The sequence below is a fragment of the Candidatus Hodarchaeum mangrovi genome, from assembly GCF_975850365.1.
Window position 1 is genome coordinate 1 of the sequence record NZ_CDLCQJ010000116.1, and the last position, 23569, is coordinate 23569.

19 protein-coding genes, 1 tRNA gene and 1 pseudogene are annotated in these 23569 nt (G+C 34.1%); 12 read left to right on the forward strand and 9 right to left on the reverse strand.

Going from position 1 to position 23569, the window contains the following annotated elements; translation table 11 throughout:
- On the forward strand, positions 1–906 hold a 906-nt coding region (locus ACWVCY_RS11355; RefSeq protein ID WP_455142943.1), incomplete at its 5' end, for a histone deacetylase family protein.
- A gap of 10 nt (positions 907–916) precedes the next feature.
- Here ACWVCY_RS11355 and ACWVCY_RS11360 read toward each other — a convergent pair.
- The 3 genes from ACWVCY_RS11360 to ACWVCY_RS11370 form a co-directional block, all read right to left on the reverse strand.
- The gene (locus ACWVCY_RS11360) at positions 917–2017 is read right to left on the reverse strand and encodes an mRNA surveillance protein pelota (RefSeq protein ID WP_455142944.1); all 1101 of its coding nucleotides are present in this window, start codon (positions 2015–2017) and stop codon (positions 917–919) included.
- Between the two features lie 26 nt (positions 2018–2043).
- Positions 2044–2400, reverse strand: a complete 357-nt coding sequence (gene pth2, locus ACWVCY_RS11365) for a peptidyl-tRNA hydrolase Pth2 (RefSeq protein ID WP_455142945.1) — start codon at positions 2398–2400, stop codon at positions 2044–2046.
- 326 nt (positions 2401–2726) lie between these two features.
- Positions 2727–3245, reverse strand: a complete 519-nt coding sequence (locus ACWVCY_RS11370; RefSeq protein ID WP_455142946.1) for a 50S ribosomal protein L16 — start codon at positions 3243–3245, stop codon at positions 2727–2729.
- 223 nt (positions 3246–3468) lie between these two features.
- On the opposite strand from ACWVCY_RS11370, the gene ACWVCY_RS11375 reads away from it, so the two are divergent.
- The 5 genes from ACWVCY_RS11375 (at position 3469) to ACWVCY_RS11395 (ending at position 8592) form a co-directional block, all read left to right on the forward strand.
- Complete coding sequence (locus ACWVCY_RS11375; RefSeq protein WP_455142947.1) at positions 3469–3687, forward strand: histone; 219 nt, start codon at positions 3469–3471, stop codon at positions 3685–3687.
- Positions 3688–4200: 513 nt separating this feature from the next.
- Positions 4201–5430 (forward strand): DNA primase DnaG, encoded by a 1230-nt coding sequence (dnaG, locus tag ACWVCY_RS11380; protein ID WP_455142948.1) that lies wholly within the window; start codon positions 4201–4203, stop codon positions 5428–5430.
- A 427-nt stretch (positions 5431–5857) separates the two neighbouring features.
- Complete coding sequence (locus tag ACWVCY_RS11385) at positions 5858–6322, forward strand: hypothetical protein (protein ID WP_455142949.1); 465 nt, start codon at positions 5858–5860, stop codon at positions 6320–6322.
- A gap of 267 nt (positions 6323–6589) precedes the next feature.
- A complete protein-coding gene (locus ACWVCY_RS11390; RefSeq protein WP_455142950.1) occupies positions 6590–7792 on the forward strand; it encodes a site-2 protease family protein in 1203 nt (400 codons plus the stop codon).
- Between the two features lie 221 nt (positions 7793–8013).
- Positions 8014–8592 carry a hypothetical protein gene (locus ACWVCY_RS11395; RefSeq protein WP_455142951.1) on the forward strand — a complete coding sequence of 193 codons (579 nt, stop codon included), beginning with the start codon at positions 8014–8016 and terminating at the stop codon, positions 8590–8592.
- Position 8593: 1 nt separating this feature from the next.
- Here ACWVCY_RS11395 and ACWVCY_RS11400 read toward each other — a convergent pair whose 3' ends face one another.
- The 6 genes from ACWVCY_RS11400 to ACWVCY_RS11425 form a co-directional block, all read right to left on the reverse strand.
- The gene (locus ACWVCY_RS11400; protein WP_455142952.1) at positions 8594–9109 is read right to left on the reverse strand and encodes a hypothetical protein; all 516 of its coding nucleotides are present in this window, start codon (positions 9107–9109) and stop codon (positions 8594–8596) included.
- Positions 9110–9190: 81 nt separating this feature from the next.
- Positions 9191–10111 carry an ornithine carbamoyltransferase gene (gene argF, locus ACWVCY_RS11405; protein ID WP_455142953.1) on the reverse strand — a complete coding sequence of 307 codons (921 nt, stop codon included), beginning with the start codon at positions 10109–10111 and terminating at the stop codon, positions 9191–9193.
- A 34-nt stretch (positions 10112–10145) separates the two neighbouring features.
- On the reverse strand, positions 10146–10430 hold the full coding sequence (locus ACWVCY_RS11410) for a MoaD/ThiS family protein (RefSeq protein ID WP_455142954.1): 285 nt from the start codon (positions 10428–10430) through the stop codon (positions 10146–10148).
- 30 nt (positions 10431–10460) lie between these two features.
- Positions 10461–10562 (reverse strand) — tRNA-Gly (locus tag ACWVCY_RS11415).
- Between the two features lie 109 nt (positions 10563–10671).
- Positions 10672–11415, reverse strand: a complete 744-nt coding sequence (locus tag ACWVCY_RS11420; RefSeq protein WP_455142955.1) for a coenzyme F420-0:L-glutamate ligase — start codon at positions 11413–11415, stop codon at positions 10672–10674.
- 135 nt (positions 11416–11550) lie between these two features.
- Entirely contained in the window at positions 11551–12300 is a 750-nt protein-coding gene (locus ACWVCY_RS11425; RefSeq protein ID WP_455142956.1) for a hypothetical protein, read from the reverse strand.
- A 411-nt stretch (positions 12301–12711) separates the two neighbouring features.
- Here ACWVCY_RS11425 and ACWVCY_RS11430 point away from each other — a divergent pair, with 411 nt between their 5' ends.
- From ACWVCY_RS11430 to ACWVCY_RS11455, 6 genes and pseudogenes are all read left to right on the forward strand, one after another.
- Entirely contained in the window at positions 12712–17745 is a 5034-nt protein-coding gene (locus ACWVCY_RS11430) for a hypothetical protein (RefSeq protein WP_455142957.1), read from the forward strand.
- 99 nt (positions 17746–17844) lie between these two features.
- Positions 17845–18345 (forward strand): DUF4129 domain-containing protein, encoded by a 501-nt coding sequence (locus ACWVCY_RS11435; protein WP_455142958.1) that lies wholly within the window; start codon positions 17845–17847, stop codon positions 18343–18345.
- Between the two features lie 46 nt (positions 18346–18391).
- Positions 18392–20104 (forward strand): hypothetical protein, encoded by a 1713-nt coding sequence (locus ACWVCY_RS11440; RefSeq protein ID WP_455142959.1) that lies wholly within the window; start codon positions 18392–18394, stop codon positions 20102–20104.
- 36 nt (positions 20105–20140) lie between these two features.
- Positions 20141–21193: an AAA family ATPase gene (locus tag ACWVCY_RS11445; protein ID WP_455142960.1), complete on the forward strand. Its 1053-nt coding sequence runs from the start codon at positions 20141–20143 to the stop codon at positions 21191–21193.
- A 55-nt stretch (positions 21194–21248) separates the two neighbouring features.
- On the forward strand, positions 21249–22706 hold the full coding sequence (locus ACWVCY_RS11450; RefSeq protein ID WP_455142961.1) for a DUF58 domain-containing protein: 1458 nt from the start codon (positions 21249–21251) through the stop codon (positions 22704–22706).
- Between the two features lie 3 nt (positions 22707–22709).
- Positions 22710–23569, forward strand: a pseudogene (locus ACWVCY_RS11455) (hypothetical protein); the annotation flags it as partial.

Sequence of the window (23569 nt, forward strand, 5' to 3'; positions counted from 1 at the left end):
GGATATAATAATATAGAAGCCTCAAGAGAGGATATAGAAATTATTCATTCTTCAAATCATTATGATTTAATTAAGAAAACAAAAGGAATAGACCAGTATTTCAGATTTGATGCTGATACTAGTGCTAATGGTTATACATTTCAAGCAGCTACTCAAGCAGTTGAGATTGGGAAAATAGCTATAACGCAAAGCAATCTTTCAAAGTCTATCTTTGCTCTTGTAAGACCCCCAGGTCATCATGCAACACAAACAACTCCGATGGGATTCTGTATTTTTAATAATATAGCTATAGCGACTCAATATGCTCTTAATAGGTCACTTTATAAAAGAATTGCAATAATAGATTTTGATCAACACTTTGGAAATGGAACCGCATATATTCATGAACATAATCCATCAGTTTTGTATATAAGTACTCATGCTGATCCAAGAATGGCATATCCAGGAACAGGATTTGTCGAAGAGATAGGAAAAGGAGATGGAAGGGGATTTAGTATCTGCATTCCACTAGGTTATCGTGCTACGGAATTTGACATAAGTTTAGCTTTTCAGAGACTTTTAACACCTATACTTTTACAATTTAAACCAGAAATATTAGCTATTTCAGCAGGTTTTGATGGTTATGAAAGAGATCCCATTGGGATTTTGGGAATAAGCTTAGAGGGATTCGGTTTAATAGGGCAGATTTTACAAAGTATTGCTTTAGATCTAGAAATTCCTGTTGCTCATTTTCTGGAAGGAGGATATAATATTAAGATGTTCCCTCTTTTAATCTCTACCTATGTACAGTCTTTTTGTAGTAATAATGATAATAAAAAGGACAAAATAATCGAACAAGCTCAAGATCAGACAATTCTGACCCTTAAAAAGGCTCAAACTCTATTGAAGGATTTTTGGGAAATATAACTTTTTATTGTCAATTCCAATCAATGGAATAACGTAAAAGAGCTATGAGACCTCCAAATGTTTTTACTTGTTGACCATTTTCACTATTTGTTGATATGATTATTATTCTTCCTCTATTACGATCTATTTTCTTTAAAAGTTCCTGAATTAACTCTGAATTGACTCCCTCATTTCCATGTAATAAAGAATCATTTAATATGAGGGATTCAACTGCGCCTGTTTCTGCAATTCTATTGATAGCAGAGAATCCATAACTAATACTTTTACTTCCTTGATTCAAACGAACGAGAAATTCATCGATAATTCTTCTTTCAGCGAAAATTCTAAAATCAGCAGCTATTTTATCAATAGTCTCCGATTTTAACAATTCAGAAATTCCCACTCTATTTCCTCCACTTAAAGACCCGGCTACTACGATATTTAATTCTTCTTTTACAAATTTATCTTTTAAAAATAACGCAAAACGTTCTTTAATGAATCCAGGTCCTCCAATAATAATATTTGGAGTTTCTAAAACTATTTTTCGTCGTAAAATCCCACTTATTGTTTCAAAAAATTGATTTATTTGATTGCTTCGTGTTTTCTCTTTACTCTGCTTTCTGGAAATATGAGATTTCTCTTGTGCGACTATTTGTACTGCATAATTATCTAAAATAGCAACACATGCATCTGTAGTGTCAATTGCGATAAGACATATCTTAGGTTTTTTACTTGCTTCCTCTGCCTCCTTCAAAAGCTGTAAATAGTACTGTGTCCATTCAGATTTTAAAATTGTTATAGTTTGAGAGATTTCAAGATTTAAAGTATGATATGATCCAATAGCAACATGTTGTTCTGGTCCTTGAAATATTTTACCTTTTACACGTAAACGATTACTTATCGTGCTATCTTGAAAAGCCCAATCTTCTGCTTGTATTCCAATGACCATTGTAATGCGTTGACTTTCATCTCCAGATCTTCCTTCGCTACCAGCACGACGTACGCGACGACTAGATTTAGCAATAACTTGATCATTAGGAGAAATGATATTAGATAATACATAAAGATCTGTTGGGCTATCAGGTCTCACAACAACCTTACTATTTTTAAGATCGATCTTAACAACATGCACTGAAGAGTATTTCCTTAATTCATTGATTAAAATAATTTCAAAGAGGATGTGATGATATCTACTTCCTTATTCATATAGGGTCCTATCCCAAGAGCAGTTGTAGTATTTGGAGGTAATTGTGTACGTCCTGCGTCATCAATTTTAACAACGATAACTCCTGTTTTTTTTAATCGAATTTCCATTTCTAAAAGTTCTGATTCAGATTCAGCTGCAAGAACCACTTTTTTTTGACCTGTTCGCCACCAAAGGTCAAAATCATTCCGCTTTTCGGCTTTTGATCTTATTGCAGAGGCAACTGCGGCATGAGAGGCTTGTACTGCGGCTTTACCTTTTGACATCTTAAGATCTTTACGTAATACAATTATTTGTTTTGGTTCAAGCAATTTTCGGCCACCCAAAATGTTAAGTATTCCTAATCTTCCGCCTTGAAGGTCACATTTTAATCTTTTAATAGTTATAACCATCAGTGAGGTACATGAACATCATAATCGAACTTATTCGGTGTCCTGATTAAGTTCAATTCAGTTTAGGTCAGTATCATCATAGGTTTAATTAGTTTAGAATGTGACTTCTACTCATTTATTTTACTTACAAATTAAGCAGTACTTTCAGAATCTTAATTAAATTTCTTATTATGTTCAAATAGTAGAAAGATAATATATTCTGAATTATAAATTCAGAAAATCTGGAAAAAAAATTCTTATTTTGTTTATATAAGTAAATCTTTACCTTTGGTTATGACAATACGACAGGGTATGGGAAACTTCGCTTTTCCACGTTTTAAAGCTCCTTTCGCCACAGTCAAATATTCAGGATTTGTACGTACTAGAAGTAATCGATCATTTTCATATACTCTGGCAGCCACACTAGTTACTTTCCCAAAGGATAAACGCATACCATTTTGTATACGATCTGCTCCAGCTCCTGTCATCATTTTATTTTCACGTATTTTATGATGAGGATACACGCAAACTTTGAAATGATAGCTTTCTCGTCCTAATGATCGTGTTAAATATCGATTTACGTGAATTCGTGCAGCTTCCAACGCGTTATGGGAGATTTGAGCTCTTTCATCAGCAAAAAGAGTTAATTCAATCGGAAACTCTTTGCCAGGAGCACCAAATTCGAACGAACGTATTTTAGGCTCAGGACCTCCTTTTATATATTTCTTACGTGTGTAGGCTGGTCTATCGATCCTTGTATAACATGAAGCTGGACGTCGTCCCATTTTAATCATCTCAAAATATACATAAACTCGTTACATTCTTATTAGTAAGTATAACAAGATTTTTGACAAGAAAATCTCTATATTACGCGTTTTTTAGATTAGCATTTTAAACTTACTTAACTAAAAGCTAAAGTGAAAATATGGAAAGTTTGAGTAATCTCAATTACTTTAAAAAATATTGATGTTAAATTTTAGTAGAAATTTTAATAGTGGTGAAAATTATATGGTAGAAATTCCAAACTCATCGATTCATAGGATTATTCGCAAATCTGGTGTGAAAAGAGTATCAAAATCTGCAATAATTGCATTACAAAAGGAATTGGAAGAATATGGTCTAGAAATTTCAAAAATTGCTAGGGATATTTCTTTATATTCAGGAAAAAAGACTATTGACGAAAAAGACATTAATTTAGCAATTTGGAAGTTTAAATTAAATAAATAAGAATCAAATTTCTCCATGGAAAACCAGAATTCTGAATTAAATAAAGGAAGCATTAGCTACCTAAAAGAGATAAGAACCTTAATTTTAGTTCATCTACACCATTACTTTAAAATGATGATTTCAATCCACCTTTTAATAGGGAATATTCGACAATAAACGGATCTTTACCTAATATTCGGAATAAATTTAGTAAAAAATTAACTACTATTATATTCCATTGCTGAAAAATAGGAAAAGATAACCAAACTAAAATTACAAATAATAGATTACAATACAAACTATGTGATAGCAAACGAATTAAAATTAGCTAGTTAGAAAAAAGATCAAGGTTTCTAACAAAACACAAGTGAAACTGCATATTAAAATTACTTTATTACACTCACCTGTTTACTTCAATCAATTTGATTAGTTAAATGGATGTGAATGGATAACACATAACATAGAGTTAATTAATACTATTAATACATGGATTATTATGCCGTTTCACCTTGTGGATCAAAAGGTGAATAACAAATGGCAAATGAAGAAGAAATTGATACTAGTACTGTAAAATACTTAATTCATGAAAAATTCAGTATTAATGGTGTAGCTGAACGCTCTGATATCATTGGAGCGTTATTTGGACAGACAGAAGGTTTAATTGGAGAGGGATTAGATCTAAGAGAACTGCAAAAAACATCTCGAATCGGACGAATAGCAGTTAAACTCCAATATCAGAAAAAACAAAGAAAGACAGTAGGAATGATAATTATCCCTTCCTCCTTAGATCGCGTTGAAACAGCTTTGTTAGCTGCAGCATTAGAAACTGTAGATCGTGTTGGACCATGTGTTGGTAAAATCGCCCTTCAAAAGATAGAGGATGTACGAGAAAGTAAAAGAAGGCAAATAGTAACACGAGCTTCTCAAATATTGAAAACATGGGATCATGAAGTGACGTCTGATTCAGTTTCTGTATTAGATGAAGTTCTTAAAGAGGCTAGGATTAGCATAATCCAAAAATTTGGAAAGGAAGAACTACCAGCTGGGCCTGGAATCCAAGACAGTGATAGCATTATAATTGTTGAAGGTCGTGCAGATGTTGTAAACTTATTGAGACATGGATTCCGAAATGTCATTGCTGTCGAAGGTACAAATATTCCACCTGAAGTAGTTGAATTAACTAGAAAAAAAGCTGCTACTGCTTTTTTAGATGGTGATCATGGCGGAGATCTTATTCTGAGAGAACTGATTCACTTAGGTGATGTTGATTACGTAGCAAGAGCTCCTATAAACCGAGAAGTAGAAGAATTAACTTCTAAAGAGATTTTGAAATGTCTTAGAACTAAAATCCCTATTGAACAGGTCATGAAAGAAATGAATATCAGTCCCGAAGATATTGATATTCCAGATGAGACCGAAACCTCTCATAAAGAAATTCCAATTATTGTTAAATCACCTCCCAAAATTGATTTAAAGAATCAGGTACCAGAACAATTTTCTGAAATTATTGAAAACCTAGAAGAACAACAAGCTATTCTATTAGGGACTAATGATAAAATATTAAGGGACCATATAGAAATTAGTGAGCTAAGGGAAACTCTGAATGAAGTAGAAGGGATTGAAACAATAATTTTTGATGGAATTATTACTCAAAGACTACTTGATATCGCTGTTGAAAAAGGAATTAAGACTGTAATTGGTGCAAGGGAACATGATGTGACCAAAAAACCACTTAGTGTCAATGTTTTTCATTTTTCAGAATAAAAAAATATTCCCTTTTACTTTTTTAGAATTAAAAATGGATCTGTAGCCCTAAACACTAACTCTACGACCACATTTATGGATCTTGTCCTAATTCAGTCGAGTTCTCTGTGAAGGGCTATATTGATCCGAGTTCCTGTTGTTTAAGAGGGTTGACCCTGCTTTTCATAGAAGGATGATACACCCAATCTCATGCGAGAGCCCGTCTCCTAATCTTATTGGAGAATGCTCAGGATTTACCTACTTTTTTGCTCCTTTATTCATCTGGGACAATTTACCCATCCTCAGGTCCTCGAGAAGTAGGGGAATCGCCTTCATCGCAAATAAAGTAAGGACTCTTTCCTACAAAAACTTTTCTGTTTTATGATAGAATTGGATTTTTTGAGAAACTTTTTATTAAAATGCTTAAATTCTATAGAAGTGAAGAGAAATGAAACACAAATTCAAAACTATAGGTTTAGGAGGCACATTTGATAGACTTCATAATGGCCATAAACTTATGCTAGATGTTGCTGCTTACTTTGGTAAAGAAATCCATTTAGGACTTATAGGAAATTCCTATTTAATAATGAGACCAAAACCTTTGAATAAAATAATTCAAAATTATCAAGCTCGTTGTGACACGATTTCAGATTATTTCAAAAAATACAAGGAGAACATCCTTAGGATTACGGAACTTTCAAGCCCAGGTATGGATCAAAAATTAGCTTCAGAATCTTCATTAGAGGCTTTAATAGTATCTCAGGAGACTCTGAAAGGAGCACTACTAATAAACAAGAACAGAATAGCTAATAAGAAGTCTTGTCTGAAAATTTTAGTAATTCCTTTTGTTCTTAGAGAGAATGGAAGTAATGAGTCCAGTACAAAACTACGATATGAAGATTCTAATAAATAAAACGGAATAGGATATTGAGGATATGGAAGGATTCCTCCGTACTCAAGATCATCATCACTTAAAGAGTTGGTTAAATCCCAACACCTTATCGGGAGGGCTAGAGCCGTCATTGGTCCTTCCGATGAAATCATTAAAGGAAGATTGTTATAAGCTTATCGGTTATTGCTTTCAACAAACATTTTTAATGTGTTACATGACTTAAACAGAAGAAATCATAGAATACAATTCTTTACAACCTACATTAAACCATTGTCAGGAAAAACTAAAATGGATCCTCTAGTATTTTTAATAATTGTCATCTTTGCGTGGTTTTCCCTCAGTACTATTTCTAGAATACCGTGGTTTGATTTTAAAAACCCTGATATTGGTTTAGGTTATGCATTTTATAGAACTAAAAAATTAAATAATCTTCTTGATAGATTGGCCCAAAAAGGACGCTTCTTTTGGAAATTTCTTTGGGATATTGGAATAATTTCTGGGTTAGGTATATTATTGGCAGGATTAATTATTTTTACGATTAATATCCCTTTATTTTTTATTCCTTCAACTGATGGATCTATTCCTGGAACCCCAACAGCTATCTCGATTGCTCCCGTCATTCCTGGAATAACTGTGTCTCTAGAAAATCTACCGTACTTTCTAATAGCTGTTATGGTTGGTGCAATAGCCCATGAATTTGCTCATGGTATTGCAGCAAGAGGAGAAAATATTAAGTTAAAGAGTACAGGGATCTTTGTATTTCTTGTTTTTTTTGGAGCATTTGTTGAACCTGATGATAAGAGTTTCTCGGAAAAACCTCAAAGATCAAAAATCCGTGTGTGGGCAGCTGGAGCATTAGCAAACATGATAGTTGCTTTGTTATTTTTGATTATCCTCATTCCTCTTCTATTTCCAGTTTTTATATCTCCATTTTATCAAACAAGTTCTTCAGGGGCACTAGTGGTTGAAACAGTTTCTGATACACCTGCATCAATATCAGGTATAAAAGCTGGCTTTGCTATAATAGGTATTAATTCCACCTCAGGATATATTCAAATTAATTCTGTAGCAGGATTTCAAAATTTCACAAATAATCTCTTGTCTCCAAATCAAGAAGTAACTTTTTTCTTTGATAACGAATTGAGATCAATTACCTTAATTTCGACAGAACATCCCAGCAATTCAACAAGAGGATTCATAGGTATTAGAACTGCTGATTATTTCAAACCTAGGGTTACTTTCCTTCCCTATCTAGTAAATCTCTTCCCTTATTGGATCTCCACAGCATTTTTGTATATCTTCATGATAAATTTGATGTTTGCAATTATTAATTTACTTCCAATACCAATCTTAGATGGGGATAAATTACTTGCAGATTTCCTTGGTCCTAAATTCAATCGATATCAACCTTGGATTCGTTATTACGCATTAGGTATTTTACTACTGAATATGCTCCTATCTTTCTTTATTACAGGGTGGGGTCAGCTATAATAACTATTTTTTTTTATTCTATATCCAATTAGACTTTACTCAACCTAATTTTTCAACAAGAAGGATCGGAAAAATAAATCTACAATAACTCAAGGAAATTTGATCTTTAATCCCTTTAATCTAAATATCATTTTAAGAATCATGAACCTTTAGGCAATGATTTAAAAATAAAAACTCCTAAAACTAATTAGATTTTATTTGATTACTTCGGTTGGATTCATGTGATTCTAGAAGATATTCTCAGCTTATTGGTTTCTAGCTATATGTTACTGTTTATCATTGGTGGATTAACTGCTGCCTCTTGGTTAATTGTACGCTTTGCTGGGATTGAGGATGTAACATCAAATGTAAATAGACTTGCTTTATTGGGATTCCCACTAGGTATTTTTTCGATCATAACAGTAGGGGCGGGTGTATACCTAAAATCCCTAAATTTGTCCATTCCCCAATCATTTGATATAATTACTATCTTTTTGCTAGCCCTCCTAGGAATTATTCTTATTCTAAGACCAATTAAAGATTTTCGATTTGGAGTTCTTCTTTCTCTTGCTATTGGGCTATTAGGAGCAGCTCTTTTGATATTTTTAGGATCCGAATCAGTAAAACTTTTATCAGGAGTTTTTATCTTAACTTTTTTCTTGATTTATGGGGCAATTCGTTTTTTTGAGGACTTATATCTCTTAATTGCAGATTTACTAGCCTCTCCTATAGTATCGGTCTCAATTGGCGTACTATGTATAATTCAAGGTCTTCTAGGTATATTTGGAGTTTCTCTTGGACTTCTAATACCTTTCTTGTAAATTATTCCATTAAATTCTTTATTTCTATTCGAACAGGATTCTTACTTATTAACTCCGCAATTTGACGAATTTGATCTAAAGGAAACCGATGGGCTTCAAGATTTCCTCGTAAAGTGATTTTTAACTCAACATCTCCTTCAGGAGGAACAAAGATTTGATCTATCTCAACAATATCGAGTGGAGAAAAAAAATCGGTAAATGTTCTTCTTGTATCTGCTTTTCTTTCGATAATTTCAATTGGGTTTCGAATTTCAGACTCAATAAATTCTTTAATAGCAGGATTATCTAGAATAGCCTTACCATTTTGAGCCAGTAATACAATCGAGTTATTTAAATTATGTGATCGATCTAGGATTACTGATTGTAATTGTTTGGGAAATCTTTGTTCAGCTTTCGCAAAGGCTTTCGAAACATCTACATCAAGTTGAGTTATTTTATTTTTTCGGAGTTTTTGTTTACATTTTTTACATAATACTCCTGTTTTTGCACAAAAGTTACATATTGGTGTTACAACCACGAATTATGCCTCTATTCCTATTTTTTCTATTATTTTCCTTCTTCTATATTTAATAAATTTAAAGCAGAAAAATTCTCACTCTCATAAAACATTTTTTAATACTGCAGCCACTGTATGCAATCTGTTTTCCGCTTCATCAAATACTACTGAATGAGAACCATAGATTACATCATCTGAAACTTCCTCTTTGTGTCTAGGTAAGCAATGCAAAAAGATGAAATTGGGATCAGCATATTTAACAAGATCTAAATCTACCCTAAAACCTTCAAATTTTTTTATTTTTTCCTCTGCTTCTTTCTCTTGTCCCATTGAAATAAAAGTATCAGTTACTACAACTTTTGTTGAAGTAATAGCCTTGATAGGATTATTAGAAGTAATTATCTGTTTAGGTGATTTCGCAATTTCCTTTGCATATTTTATTACTTCATCATCTGGTTCATAGCCTTTAGGTGTGGCAATATGAATATTCATGCCCATTTTTGCCGCTGCAAGAGTTAATGAATGACATACATTGTTACCATCCCCAATCCAAGCTAAGTTTATTCCCTCTAATTTACCTAAATGCTCCTCAATTGTCATAATATCTGCCAATGCTTGTAAAGGATGGAAGCTATTTGAAAGAGCATTAATTACAGGTACCCCTGATTCTTTCGCTAGTGTTTCCACATCTGATTGGTCAAAAACCCGAGCTAAAATACCAGAAACAAACCTTCCAAGTACAACCGCAGTATCATACAGTGATTCATTTACTCCAAGCTGAATGTCATCTTTTCCTAGGAATAATGCATGACCACCTAATTCAGCCATGGCTGTTTCAGTCGAAACCCGAGTACGAGTTGATCGTTTTTGAAAAATCATCCCTAAAGTTTTACCCTTCAAGGGTTGTAATTCAATGTATTTTAAACGATTTTTTTTGAAATCTTTTGCTTCATCGAGTAGAAACCGTATTTCAGATGGAGTTAAGTCCTTTAAACTTAATAACGATCTTCCTTTTAAATTCATTAAATTCACACCATATAAATAATATTCAGCTTTATTAACCACCATGTATGACTGGAATGAATGAAAGAACGTCTTTTTCTTTGAGTTTTGTAGACATTCCAGCTAGAGCAGAGATTTCTTGTTCATTAACGAATAATAATAGAGATCTCTTTAACTCTAGCGACTCAGAGAAGAAAGAACTAAGCTCTATATAGGAGGGATTAGAAAGTAATTTTCGAATAATATCACGGATTGTCATTTCTGGAGAAATTTCAATCTCGATTTTTTCTTTTTTAATATCATACTTTAATGAACCTAAAAATTTTAATTGAATTTTCATTAGATCATCCATTAACTAAATAGAAAAATATGCGCCGATCGGGATTTTCAATCAATTTCAGAAGAAACTCAAGTTTGAACCCGAGTTACAGGCTTGGGAAGCCCGAGTCCTACCAGACTAGACTATCGGCGCGTACTCATTATGTGTTGGTACCTTATCAACATGAATTTATATGAGCTCCGTTATTTTTATCTAATCTTATAGCCACTTAAATCGAAAATTTCTAGTTATCACCTCTTTTTTATCGAAACAGATCTTCTTCACGATTTCGAATTAAATCTAATGCTGATCCCTCATCTTTAGAAAAAGAAGCTCCACGGACAATAATCACAGGTGTTCCTTCATTTGCTTGTCCCATTACAATGCCTGCAGCTGCTGCGATTTCATCAGCCCGAGCAATGATCGTTGATTTCAATTCATAACCAAATAAATCAAATTTTCCTCTCATATCTAATAAAGGATGCATTCCAGCAACTCCAATGGCAACATTCACTGTTCCTACTCTTAAAGGACGTCCAAATGTATCGGATATTATAACAGCAACTTCCTTGTTAAATTTTTCTTTTAAATACTCTTTAATTTTTCTTGCTGATTTATCAGGATCCTTAGGAAGAGATATAACCGTTTCTCCAGGAGTATTGGATTTATCTATTCCACTATTTGCACAAATGAATCCATGTTTTGTTGCTGTAATTAAAACTTTATTATTCATACGGACTATTTCATTACTCTCCTTTAATATGACTTCAATTTTTCTAGGGTCTTTATCCTGAATTTCTCCGATTCTTATTGCAAAAGGACTTGGTTCAATTTCATTTAAATCATAAACTTGGTTTTCAGCTTTTGAAACAATCGTATGAGCTATAACTAGAACGTCACCATTCTCAATAGTGATTTTTTGTAATTCCTCTTCAAGGATTTGTTCAATTTTATCCCCAGGATAAATTAATGGAAAATTTTCTAATGGAAAAATAGTTATGGTCATTTTTAGATATACCCTTCGTTTAAGTGTCAGAAAATTAGCCTCAGACCGCTCATCGTTCAACATATTCTATTCTGAACTATAAAAATTCTCATCATGGGCTATTTTGATAATGATACTGAATATTCTAATTAATTCCTATATCCCAAATTCTGATGGACGTGTTTTAACTTCTTGAGCTAAGTCTTGTAATAGTTTCATAACTTTTTCAGTCTGAGAAGTGTTTCCTACCTTTTGGTATTTGTCATGTGCTTGTTTAAGTAAATCTATTGCCTCTTTCATATTCTCACGAGCACTTATTAATGACTTAGCTCTTCTGTAAAGTGCATGAGCTTCATACCTAGTTGGATCTTCACGTCCCATTCGAAATTCTTCAACAGCTTTCTCTAAATAATATGCTTTGTCGAAATCGGATTCCATAGCAGCAGCTCTCTGTACAAAAGATCGAGCTCTAGCTCGAGCAGCTTCCATTTCCATACCTGTGGTTTGATACAATGCTCCCGCTGATTCAAATAATCTTGCAGATTCTATGAACTCACTATTTTGAGCCTTTGACTTGGCTAACTCTACTTGTGTTTGTGCTTGAATAGTTCGAGCCTGTCTGGCCTCTTCCATGAATCCTTCGGTTGAAAAAGTAACATTTGCCTTACCAAAACATCGAATAGCTTCAAGAAAATTAGATTCAAGCATGTAAATATATCCTTGTGAACATAATCCATATGCTTCGGATCGTTTAGCAAGTTTTTTTTGATCTCCTCCTAAAAACAACTTTGATGAGTTAACAAATGATCCTTCGGCATCTGAATAACGTTGTGACTCATAAAATACCATGCCACGGTCAAATTCTTCTTGAGCTTTTTTGATTTTATTGGACTTGAATATTGGCATGAAATAAACCTCCAATTGAGATGTTTCTTACTATAACCCAATTGAATGCATATATTGTACTGTTATATATACAAGTTTTTTTTAAAATTATTAAAACCTTCTTATAAATTAACTAGTTCAAAAAGCTTGTTAAAATTTTCTTTCTTTATCAATATAAAGAGATTTCAAGCCTGATTTTTAGGAACATCATTAATACATTTCTTTTATAATAATTTTAATAATATTAGGCTGATTAATTGACTATTTAAAATTATTTCATTAGTACAAAGAGAATAAGAAAAGATAAATAAAGCCTCCCTTGTATGAATCCTCCTAGACTAGAATACTTTGGTATTTCATCTTGATACTATCCAGTTCGAATGAAATAGATTTATTATTCATAAAGAGTTTATGCTTCTAGGTGGAACAATCGTGAAGAATATTCAAAGGATTATTTCGTTAAATTTCTTTGTTATCCTAATTATATCAACTATCGCTATTAGTGCAGTCGATTACAGCTCATTAGCCACAAAAAAAGATGATAAAGGATTGTCCACGATACATACATTACGTAATAAGCATTTTTCGCAGTATTCTATAGCACAATTTGCTAATAAAGAAGATTTTACTAGAATTTCGTTAACTAAAAGCCTATCACAGATTCTTAATGGCAGTGCTCCTTATAATTTCTTTCCCGGGGACATCATTCGCTTTACAAATCGATTTACAATTCCTGGTCAAATTACGACTAATTATGCGTTATTAAATCATACAGTCTCTATTTTTTTAATAAAACAAGGGACTTTAAATCCCACTAATCCAACTTACTTCATCAAAAATTCTACGACTAATGGAACTCAAGTTGGAAAATTTAAACTTACAGAAAACCCTGCAGAAGGATTTATTGATACTACGATAACTATCCCCGATTTAACCACTCTTGAAGTAACTTATGGGATTCTACCTGGAGATAACGTAACTATTTACCAATATCTTGCTCCTTCACTAGGTTCGGGTGCTGAAGGCGTCCCACCTTATGCTTACACGGATAATTTCACTCTAAGTGCGTTTCCAATCCTTTCCATTGGTACAGGTTTCGTGAATCCAGCTAGTGGTGACAATCAATTTCGACAGGGAGAAAATGCTAGTTTCATTTTAACAGCCTTATCAGGATCGGATCCAATTGACAATACTTCAATCAGTGCTACGATTCATTATAATAGCTCTGAGGTTCAAATAGCTAATACAACAGGATTGGGAATTATTTGTTATCTTCGAGATGTCACTACTGGTCTTCCAAGGACTTCAACCGATTCAAATGGACAATTACGAATTATTGTTGTAACAACTTACCCAACCACGACTGAAGATAATTTTTTCATTAATATAACAGGTGATTTTATTGGTACAAGTGTCTATTCACCCGAAATTCCTGAATCAAGATATGCAAATAATAAAGCTCAATTCACAATAAGCAATGAGATGGATACAGCATCGATTACAATCACATTAGTAACTCCATCTGATTATATACGTCCACCTAATGTAAATTTCACCATCGTTACAGCAAGAATTGCTATTATATACGCGTATACTGGAGCAACTTATTATATCCCAAATATTCCTGTACGAGCAACACTTGATACATATCCCACAGGAGTGAGTTTGTCAATTGCATCAGGATATACCAATAATGGTTCTGGATGGGCTTTAACAGATAGTTCTGGATATGTTGAATTTAATATCACTTCAGGATTTCCCATTCCTTATCAGTTAAAGACTCCAACAATTACTGTAGAAGCAGATTTGGCCAACCCATCTGCTCCTGGAGGTTCATACCCCTCAGGTCCTCCGAATGCTCCACATCGCTTTATTAGGGGGTCAGGGGACAAAATCCTAATCAGTGATAATCAAATGATTAGTATAGATCCTGAATTCTTAATTGGGCAGATTGGACTTTATTCCTATAATGCAAGCATTATACATCCTGGTGAAAGTGCAGTTTTAGAATTTGAGATTAATTCAAGTCAAGCTCCCTTAATTAACTTTGTTAACGTGCCAGTAAAATTTGGGCTTAATCAGGCAATTGCAGGTGTTTCTCTTTCAATTAGTGGATATACTCCTTATGGGAATGGTTATTATCTTACTGATGCAAATGGGCGAATCAAAATAACAGTATCCTCTACTTACCTTATAACTCCAGAAATAATTCAAAATGTGATATTAGATATTACTATAGACTTTGAAAACGATTCTAATGTTCGATGGATGGGAACATTTCATAGTGGAACAGCAACCTTTGCAGAGTATGATAAATCTTGGTCTACAAGTCAATATTCTAGCTTAATTATAAACCCTCAATTTATTCTAAGCAATATCATCTTATCAACAACAAATGAGACAGGTGACACTAGAATTCGGCCAGGAGACGGCTTAGAAGTTACTTTCAAAGTTCAGGAACAGGGAACAGGCATAGCACTAGGTAGAGTTCCCGTTAATGTGTCCTTAATGAGTACGTATGCAGGGGTATCGCTGAGTATTGGTTCTACTCATGGGGGTTCTGCTGGGCCAAATTACTATTATTCTACTTTAACGGGATTAGTTTCTATTATCTTGAGCACTACATATGGAATCACACCTAAAAATCTTCTAATCCAATTAAATGCAACTGCAGACTTTTCAAATGATTTATTAGATGTTTGGCATATTGGTCAAATTCCCTCCTCTGGAAATTTTCGCTCAAACTTCTCTTATTCATATTTAATCCAAAATATTAACGTTGATCCTCAGTACTTCACAGGTATTATTTATATTCCATCTGATAACCAACCTGTTACCCCTGTTCAGCAGACCGAAAATTTTATTATAGAATATGAGTTAAAGCTTAGGTACCAGTCATTAGATAATTTTCCATCAATTGATGATATTGTAATTTCGATATTAGTAAATAATTCAAATCCTTCTGTCTATAATATGGCCGTAATCCCTTCAACAAGTCAAGATTCTTCAGCAAGTAGCGTAACGTTTCAATTACAGACCAATGCAACTGGAGAAACACCAGAAGGAAAATATAATATAACAGCACGTGCTGATTTTGGAGGAGGAAGCTCGCTAGTATACAATATTACACATTCGACTGTTCCATCTGGAAAACTTGCTGGCTATTGGGTTAATGGATCTCAGACAGATGCCTATTCTTATATTAATTATATTTTTGAAGTAAAAAATCAAGATAGGATTGTTCTTCAGGTAACTGGTGTTTCGGATCCTATCCATACAGATGAAGGTTATAATCCAATTACTACAAAATATGAGGTTTATCGAACAACAACGACAATCATGATATTTGGTAGTTACAAAGATAATACACTTGATCCAGTGCAAGGGAGGGATATTATCCTTGCTTATGATTATCTAGGTTTAAGCTCTCCTGTCACATTAGCTACTGTAACAACAAATACTTCAGGGGAATTTTCTCAGCCTATTTCTCTTCCAACCACAACTCCCTTGCGTGATATTATTATTTTTGGAAGAGATTCAACTAATCCGATTCCTCAAGAAGTCAGGATTAATATAACGAATATTAGGGTTGTTACTACAATTTCTCTTGCCGATTACTCTTTAAGTAGCTATACAGGCACCGCAATATATGTAGGAGAAACAGTTACAGCCTCTGGAACCCTTCTAGATGACCAAGGAGTGCTTATCACCTCTGTCGAATTAGCAAGCCGACTTCGTGTAATTGGGTGGGATGGGTCTGCAGAAGTAGGAATTGCAGTAGTTGATTCTCCAGTTTCGGGTACTTACTCTATCAATTATCAAATTCCTAGCGCTTATAGTGGTTCTACCCTTAATATTCGATTAAATATTACATCCCATGCTAATCTAATCCACTTCCGCCCTACATACACACAAATCCTCCTTGATGTTTATAATGATATTCAGCTCAATAATTGGCGTATCTATCTTCCAGCAAATGGAGGTACCCTATCATTAACCAACGGAAGTACGTTTGTCATCCCAGATGTAGCTAACAAATCTATTGAAATCCGAGGAGAGCTGCAGGACCAAGCTAGTCGTCCTTTGGATTCTAAAGATATTAGAGATTATTGGAATGCTACAACTCAACTAAGAACATTGGGTGCTCTAGCTACCTTTAACCTTCCATATGGTTTTCCAGGATACACTAATGTTACAATAATCTGGCAATTGTATCACATTACGGATGAAGGAACAACTTTATCTAAGAAATTTTATATTACTCTTAAATGGGAGGTTTATGACGAAACTGCACCTATTATCACAGTTGTCAGTCCAGCAGGTCTTAACTCCTCTGCACTTCCAAATAACCCGTCTACATTAATTGTTGTCGACATCACTGATCCTTTTAATAACATTGTTTCAGTAGGATTAAACCCTTCTACAGTTTATATCTTCATTGATGGCTTTTCTACCTCAATGACTCAAACTGGCTCTAATGAATTTAGTTTTACTTGGGATACCTCTTCTGCAACTGATAAAATTTATACCATGTTTATTATAGCATATGATTTTGCCAATAATAAGCAAAATATTACATTACTTGTAGTCATTGATATATTAGCACCTATTGGAACACTCGATGTTACTCAGAATACAAATAATTACGTAAATATCACCTCGGGAGGTGATGTTATAATTTCTGGGACGCTTACTGAAGCTGTGTCGTCTACTGGTAGATCTAGTGGTCTAGATGAATCAACAATATACCTTCAGATTATCAACAACACTGGTTTTACTATTGTAAATAGACTTGTTACTTTAACTGGAGGAACAGTTGAAGAACGATGGACGATCATTTTAAACGCTGATGATCTTGAAAATATGGCACGAAATCCAGCTTTTATTTCTACATCTGAAAATTGGAAAATTCGTTTAGTGTTTAATGACCTTGCAGGAAATTCAGACTTTAAAGAGCTAGATGTAAAATTAGACAAAGATAATCCAACTATCACAATAGTAGAAGGCGAAGGCACACCTTCAATTGTAACTGAACCATTTAGCTTTAATATTTCCCTTATAGATGATCAGAGTGGGATTAATTCTTCCACTATCTTTATACAAATTTATAATAACAACGATCAACTTATTGATACTATAATAAGCCCTAATATAGTAATTGAGCAAAAAACAACAAGTATATATCAGGTATCATATAATCCTGAACTATTACCCTCAGGAGTTTATTATATTCAAGCTCATGTATTTGATAATACAGGAAATACCAACTCTGTCAATGATGAAGTGTTTTTCATACCCCCTCGGCCCTCAACAACTACACCAACTACAACAAGTCCTCCAAATGGAGGCCCTTCTTTGGGTGGTGTGAATTTATTTACATTTATTATATTTGATATTCTAGCTCTTGCAGGGGGAGTTATTCTTGCCATAGTATATGAAAAATATCGAAAACCAAAGATAACCTAAAAAATAATTAAATTAAAGAAAAGAAAAATAATAAGAATGATGGTATTAACATAAGCTATTTAGTAACAGAAGAATTCAAATCAGGAAATAGTGATAAGAATGAAAACCCTAAATTATTTTGCGCAAGCTCAACCAAGTATCCCAATAGAAATTGCAATTCTCTTCATTGGAGTTTTAGCCATAATTGGATTTTTAATTGTTTATTTCAGAAAACAGATATTAGAACGTCTAGGTGTAGGTGCTGTCAAGAAAACCATTATGGAACAGGAAATTGAACAGCGACTTGTCCAAATTCGACAACTTGCACGTCAACAAATGTTCCGTGAAGCTTCTATCCTAATGTGGCAAACTATGACCCTAGCTTCAGAAGGATTTTTAGGAGTGTCTCGGCAACCAAACGAATCAGCTCGTCAACTCGGTGTCAAACTTATGAATCGAGGAGATATAGATCCTAGTGCTATTAATGCGATTGTAATTGCATTTGAGAAAGCAAGATATGGTCAAACGCCTTTAACAACTCAAGAATTTAAGGATGGATTATCAGGATTACATCAATTTCTTCAAACAGCTACCTCTGTTGGGGAAATACCTATGGAATAAAATTGATAACAATAAAAAACGTAACTCATATAATGTGGGTCAAATTATGGTAGAAATTAACCGAAGTAGTGCTGTTTTGATCGTCCTAGCAATTATAATTAGTTATCCTTTTATTTCAGCTTCATTATTAGGCTTTATTTTTAATCGCAGTTCTACGGACTTTTCGATTTATAATACTGGTTGGAATGGGGTAAGTGAGTTCAAACAGAAATTTATTGATCATCCAAATCAGGGAAAAATCTCTACCATTGTGGGAAGCAGTAATATTCTCAACAGACTAAATGCAACAGAGAAGAATAATTCACTTATTATATTAGGACCAGCTATTCATTATGACTTTTCAGAAGCACTAGCTATCCTTATGTTTGCTATTAATGGAGGACGTGTTTTAATAGCTGACGATTTTGGGACAGCAAACGATATTTTAAGCGTTTTGAACATTTTCTTAGGATTGATGTCCCAAATAAATTTAGGGGATCTTGGACTTGATGGTATGAATCTTTTCGGAATGGATAGTGGTACAGGAAATATGCAGGGAACTTTAAATACTACAGGCTCTAATGTATCGTTCAATTTTCCGATTGCCGGAATCGCAATAAACGGAAGTCTTTTAGCTGATCAAGGTAGCTATTACGAAACCCCACTCACCCCTATATTTCATTCACCAGAAACCACTGCACAAGAAGGTACGTCTTATCAAATGCCAGCCCCTTGGGTCTCAGATTTTACAAAAGGATTTTCAGGAAATGGAGTCATTGGTAATTTTGCTTCAATAATCACAATGAAAGTACGATATCCAAATCGGACAGATCCTGGTTATCCTGAAAATCCACCTTACATAACTAAATGGGTTCCTATGAGCGAATTCCCTGCAGAAGTATCCGAATCTTATAATTTAGAAGAATATAACATTGAATTACCTGATATATCTTTCAGTATGCAAATTGCAGTGTTATATAGTAGTACTGAGGCGTGGATGGAATCAGATATTAATGCAGCAAAATCAAATGTCAACAATATTGAGCCTGATTTGAATGAATGGGGAAATCCAAATATAGGATTTCCTGTTTTTGTTTATTTTCCTTTTCCATTAGGAGGACAGATCATAATATGTTCTGACCCCTCTATCTTTATAAATCGTTATTTAGATGAAAATACTTATACAGAGGCTGCAACGTATGATAACGGACAATTTGCAGATAATCTTATCGATCTACTTATGGAGGGACGAGAAAGTCAAACAATAATCTTCGATGAGGGACATCTAGCAAATCATCCACTCTCTCCTATCTTACCTCTGAGTCTTTATCTTAAATTTCTTGATATGATTACAATGTTTCCTTTATTTGCTTGGGCTCTCCCTATAATCGCTATTATCTTGTCTAGAAAGTTCATGCCCAAGAGAACGCAAGCAAAACCATTACTCCTCACTCGTGTTGAAAGATATTATGGAAGAAGTTTCTTCGCAGTGAAGATGCGATGGTTCCTAGAGTATAAACAATATTCTAGGGGATTAGAATTAATATATCGAAGATTAAAGCGTAATATAGCTCGTAGATATAATCCAGATGTTGAACTCACTCCGGATGTTATCTCAACCTATTTACTGAGTGAGTTTCCTGATCGTTTTAATCAAAAGAAACTTCTTGATGGACTTGTTTCTATTGAAAATATAATTGAAACAAGAGCCCCGCTTTTAGAAGAAGAATTTCTCAATCATTATTTATTCCTAAAATCCATTGGAATAGAAATTAGCTAAAATAAATTAAAGATCAATTTAGTTGAAGTGGAAAAAATGAGCAAACTTGACACTAAAGAAAAAGACTTCACCGGAGACGATCTCTCATATGAAATGCTTGAAGTAAATGATGTTGCCAGAGCATATCAACAGATTATGGGAGAAATCCGTAAAGTCTATATAGGAAGAACCGAGATTTTTGAAATGTTATGGATTGCAATGTTAACTGGGAAACATGTCTATCTAGAAGGTGTTCCAGGGATTGGAAAGACATACATGGCAAATTCCTTCTCAAAATGTCTCGGAACAGCTTTTAGCCGTATTCAGTTCACTCCTGATATGCTTCCTTCAGACATTGTGGGAACTAATATTTTTAATCCGAAAACAGGGACTTTTCGTCTAAAAAAAGGCCCTATTTTTGGAAATGTTATCCTTGCTGACGAAGTTAACCGTGCCCCTCCAAAAACTCAATCTGCAATGCTTGAAGCGATGGCAGAAGGGCAGGTTTCAATCGAAGGTGAAACCCATAAACTTGAAAAACCTTTTGTAGTATTAGCCACAGCAAATCCTGTTGAACAGGAAGGTACCTATCCTCTTCCTGAAGCACAACTTGATCGATTCATGATTAAAGTTATAATTCACCATTCTTCTCCTGAAGATGAATTGAGAATTATTAAATTTAAAAATGAACCTGTACCTGCAACTATCAAACAAGTTGTTTCACCTCAAACTATTGTTGCTATGATGGAAGTTGTAAAGCGTGTTTATGTATGTCCAGAGATACTAGAAATGATACGTGATATTACTGTTGCCACGCGAACGGATCCCAGGTTGGTTTTGGGCTGTTCACCTCGTGGTAGCGAGAGTTTACTGTTGGCTGGAAAGTCAAGAGCTGCGATCCATGGACGTGATTATGTTATTCCTGATGATATTTTGTTGATGATTCCTCACATTGTTCATCATCGTGTTATTCTCAAACCCGAAGCAGAGCTTGAGGGTATCACACAGATCCGTATCTCTGAGGATATTCGTGATAATATCGTAATTCCCGTTGACCCAACCGAAGAAGAAATGGTTTATGAAGAATATGTTGAAGAGGTAGAAGAATAGTCTAATTATAATATTCACCTCCCTCTATGTATAAAAAAAATAGGTGAAAACATCGATGCTTTCCTCTCGTGGTGCTTTTATAGCAATAGGCGGAATTCTTTTACTTTCCGTTGGTTTAAGTGCTAAAGGTATTGGCACAGTTACTACAATGATCCCGATTTTATTTGCAGGAGAAGGTTTTACACCAAATCCCTCTGAAAACACTACATCAGGATTAGAATGGTTAGAAGCCTTTGAAATCTTGAATGAATCTCCAATTGTTGATTATGGTATGTTTCTAGGTACACTTCTCGTTCTAGCAAGTGTTATTGGTTTACCCTTCTTCAGAGCTTCGTCCAATGCATCTCTAATCAGAGTTACAAGAAAAGTGGATAGAGAGAAGGCATTTGCTGGGGAATATATCCATGTTACAGTACGTATAGAAAATACTGGTATGAGGAGATTAGACTTTCTAGAAATTTATGACGCAATCCCAGATATGTTTGAAATTGTTCTTGGTGAAAATTTCATTATTACTCAACTTTCTGGTAAAGAAACTAAAGAATTCTCTTATATTATCCAAGTTAGCACAAGAGGAGTTTATCGTATTGGACCGACAAAGGTCATAATCCATGATCGACTTGGATTTTATTTTGAAGAAAATGTTCGCCATTTTTACACTGAAATTCTTTGTTATCCATCATACGAAGATATTCGTCGAATGGAAGCCCTGAGTAAGCGTCGACAACAGGGAAAAATGTTTGGGGCCCATAAAACCAGATTGAAAGGAATGGGAGATGATTTTCATGCTCTAGCACGTTATTATCCAGGTGCACCCTTCAAATCACTAGATTGGAAAGCTTTCAGTCGAACTGGAGAACTAATGGTTCGAGAGTTTGAAGCAGAAAAAAATATTCGTATGGTTGTTTTTTTGGATCATAGCGGTAGCATGGGAGCAGGAATACCATATAATACTAAACTTGATTTTGCTATACGTTCTACTATGCTTGTCATGAAGATGGCAGAGGAAAGACAGGATCTTTTTGGTCTTATTACTTATTCAGATCGACCTACATCGTTTATCAAGCCTGGTGGGGGAAAAGCAATGTTTTTTCAGCTCTTAGAAATTCTTGCACTTGTTGAACCACAGGGGAGATCAGATCCCCTAGCAGCAGTAGATTTTGTTATGCAACGTGTTCCTAGAGCTTCGTTTTATGTATTTTTGACTGATTTGGAGTCTTCTGATTCAGAAATATTCACAGAAGCTGCAAAACGAGCAAGATCAATGAAAAATCATATTACAGTTATTTCGCCTTTTGGCCCATTATTTGAAACCAAACTAACAGATCTAACTGCTACTGAACGAGCTATTGCAGAAGCGATTTTTGAAGAATATCTTGGATATAGGAAACAAGTAGAAGATCGTCTTCGTGGTATAGGTGTTGAAATCATTAATGTTGGTCCCGATGATATCTTACCGAATGTCATTAAAACATATACAGAAGGAAAAAAGATAGGAAAAGGAATGGTGTGAAAAATGCCCGCAGGACAACGTACAGCTCATTTTTTCAGAATTTTGTATTTTAGCTTATTCATATTTGTATGCCTTTTAATCTTTTTTCCAGGATTGACCATCGATCCTTCCATTATAGATATTTCCCAAGTTTTTAAAATTTTGGATTATATAATGATTATTGTACAGCTTCTTGTTTCATTGCTAGGAACGTTGGTCATTCAAATTACTTATGCACTTCTGTCTGTAAAATCTCGTTTACCTTTCATAGGAGACTCGGCTTTTGGTGCAATCGATGGTTCTGATATCCAAACGCAAATCACTGCTCTTTTAAATCCTCAAAATAATTTATTTCCCCATTCTAGTATAGCTAATATTGGAGAAGAAGTAATTACTGATTTGTTCAACTTTTTTGGAGCAACAATTATTCTCATCTTAATACCTATAGCCATTTTATCTGGCATTGGTTTTCTTCGAGAAGGTGATACTAAACTAGCTATTTACTCTTTCTTGGGTTTCCAATTAATTATAATTATAGCTATTTTTACCGAAAATATTCTTATATCAACAGTAATTAACTCAAATAGTTTACTAGATTTACTTTTCAGCCCTTTGTTTACAATTGGTTTTCTTCTTTATTTACTACTTGAGGTTGCTTTTCAAACATCCTATACATTAAACATCATCGAACCAATGACCGAAAGAGAAAAGCGTATTCAAGGACATTTAAAACGGATTCGTACATTTGTACCACGAACAGAAGAACAGGAGAAAGGAAAAGAACAGACTGTTCAAAGCATCCAATCAAAGAAATTTGGTCTTCTCGCTTCTAGCTACCTTCGGGAAATGGTAGAGAACCGAATATTTCGGAAAGGGGAAAAAGA

What these genes read in the sequence shown, in the direction of transcription:
- ACWVCY_RS11370 (WP_455142946.1), bottom strand. Translation starts at nt 3,245, where the DNA reads ATGGGACGACGTCCAGCTTCATGTTATACAAGGATCGATAGACCAGCC.
- ACWVCY_RS11375 (WP_455142947.1), top strand. Translation starts at nt 3,469, where the DNA reads ATGGTAGAAATTCCAAACTCATCGATTCATAGGATTATTCGCAAATCT.
- dnaG (WP_455142948.1), top strand. Translation starts at nt 4,201, where the DNA reads ATGGCAAATGAAGAAGAAATTGATACTAGTACTGTAAAATACTTAATT.
- ACWVCY_RS11385 (WP_455142949.1), top strand. Translation starts at nt 5,858, where the DNA reads ATGAAACACAAATTCAAAACTATAGGTTTAGGAGGCACATTTGATAGA.
- ACWVCY_RS11390 (WP_455142950.1), top strand. Translation starts at nt 6,590, where the DNA reads ATGGATCCTCTAGTATTTTTAATAATTGTCATCTTTGCGTGGTTTTCC.
- argF (WP_455142953.1), bottom strand. Translation starts at nt 10,111, where the DNA reads ATGAATTTAAAAGGAAGATCGTTATTAAGTTTAAAGGACTTAACTCCA.
- ACWVCY_RS11410 (WP_455142954.1), bottom strand. Translation starts at nt 10,430, where the DNA reads ATGAAAATTCAATTAAAATTTTTAGGTTCATTAAAGTATGATATTAAA.
- ACWVCY_RS11420 (WP_455142955.1), bottom strand. Translation starts at nt 11,415, where the DNA reads ATGACCATAACTATTTTTCCATTAGAAAATTTTCCATTAATTTATCCT.
- ACWVCY_RS11425 (WP_455142956.1), bottom strand. Translation starts at nt 12,300, where the DNA reads ATGCCAATATTCAAGTCCAATAAAATCAAAAAAGCTCAAGAAGAATTT.
- ACWVCY_RS11435 (WP_455142958.1), top strand. Translation starts at nt 17,845, where the DNA reads ATGAAAACCCTAAATTATTTTGCGCAAGCTCAACCAAGTATCCCAATA.
- ACWVCY_RS11440 (WP_455142959.1), top strand. Translation starts at nt 18,392, where the DNA reads ATGGTAGAAATTAACCGAAGTAGTGCTGTTTTGATCGTCCTAGCAATT.
- ACWVCY_RS11445 (WP_455142960.1), top strand. Translation starts at nt 20,141, where the DNA reads ATGAGCAAACTTGACACTAAAGAAAAAGACTTCACCGGAGACGATCTC.
- ACWVCY_RS11450 (WP_455142961.1), top strand. Translation starts at nt 21,249, where the DNA reads ATGCTTTCCTCTCGTGGTGCTTTTATAGCAATAGGCGGAATTCTTTTA.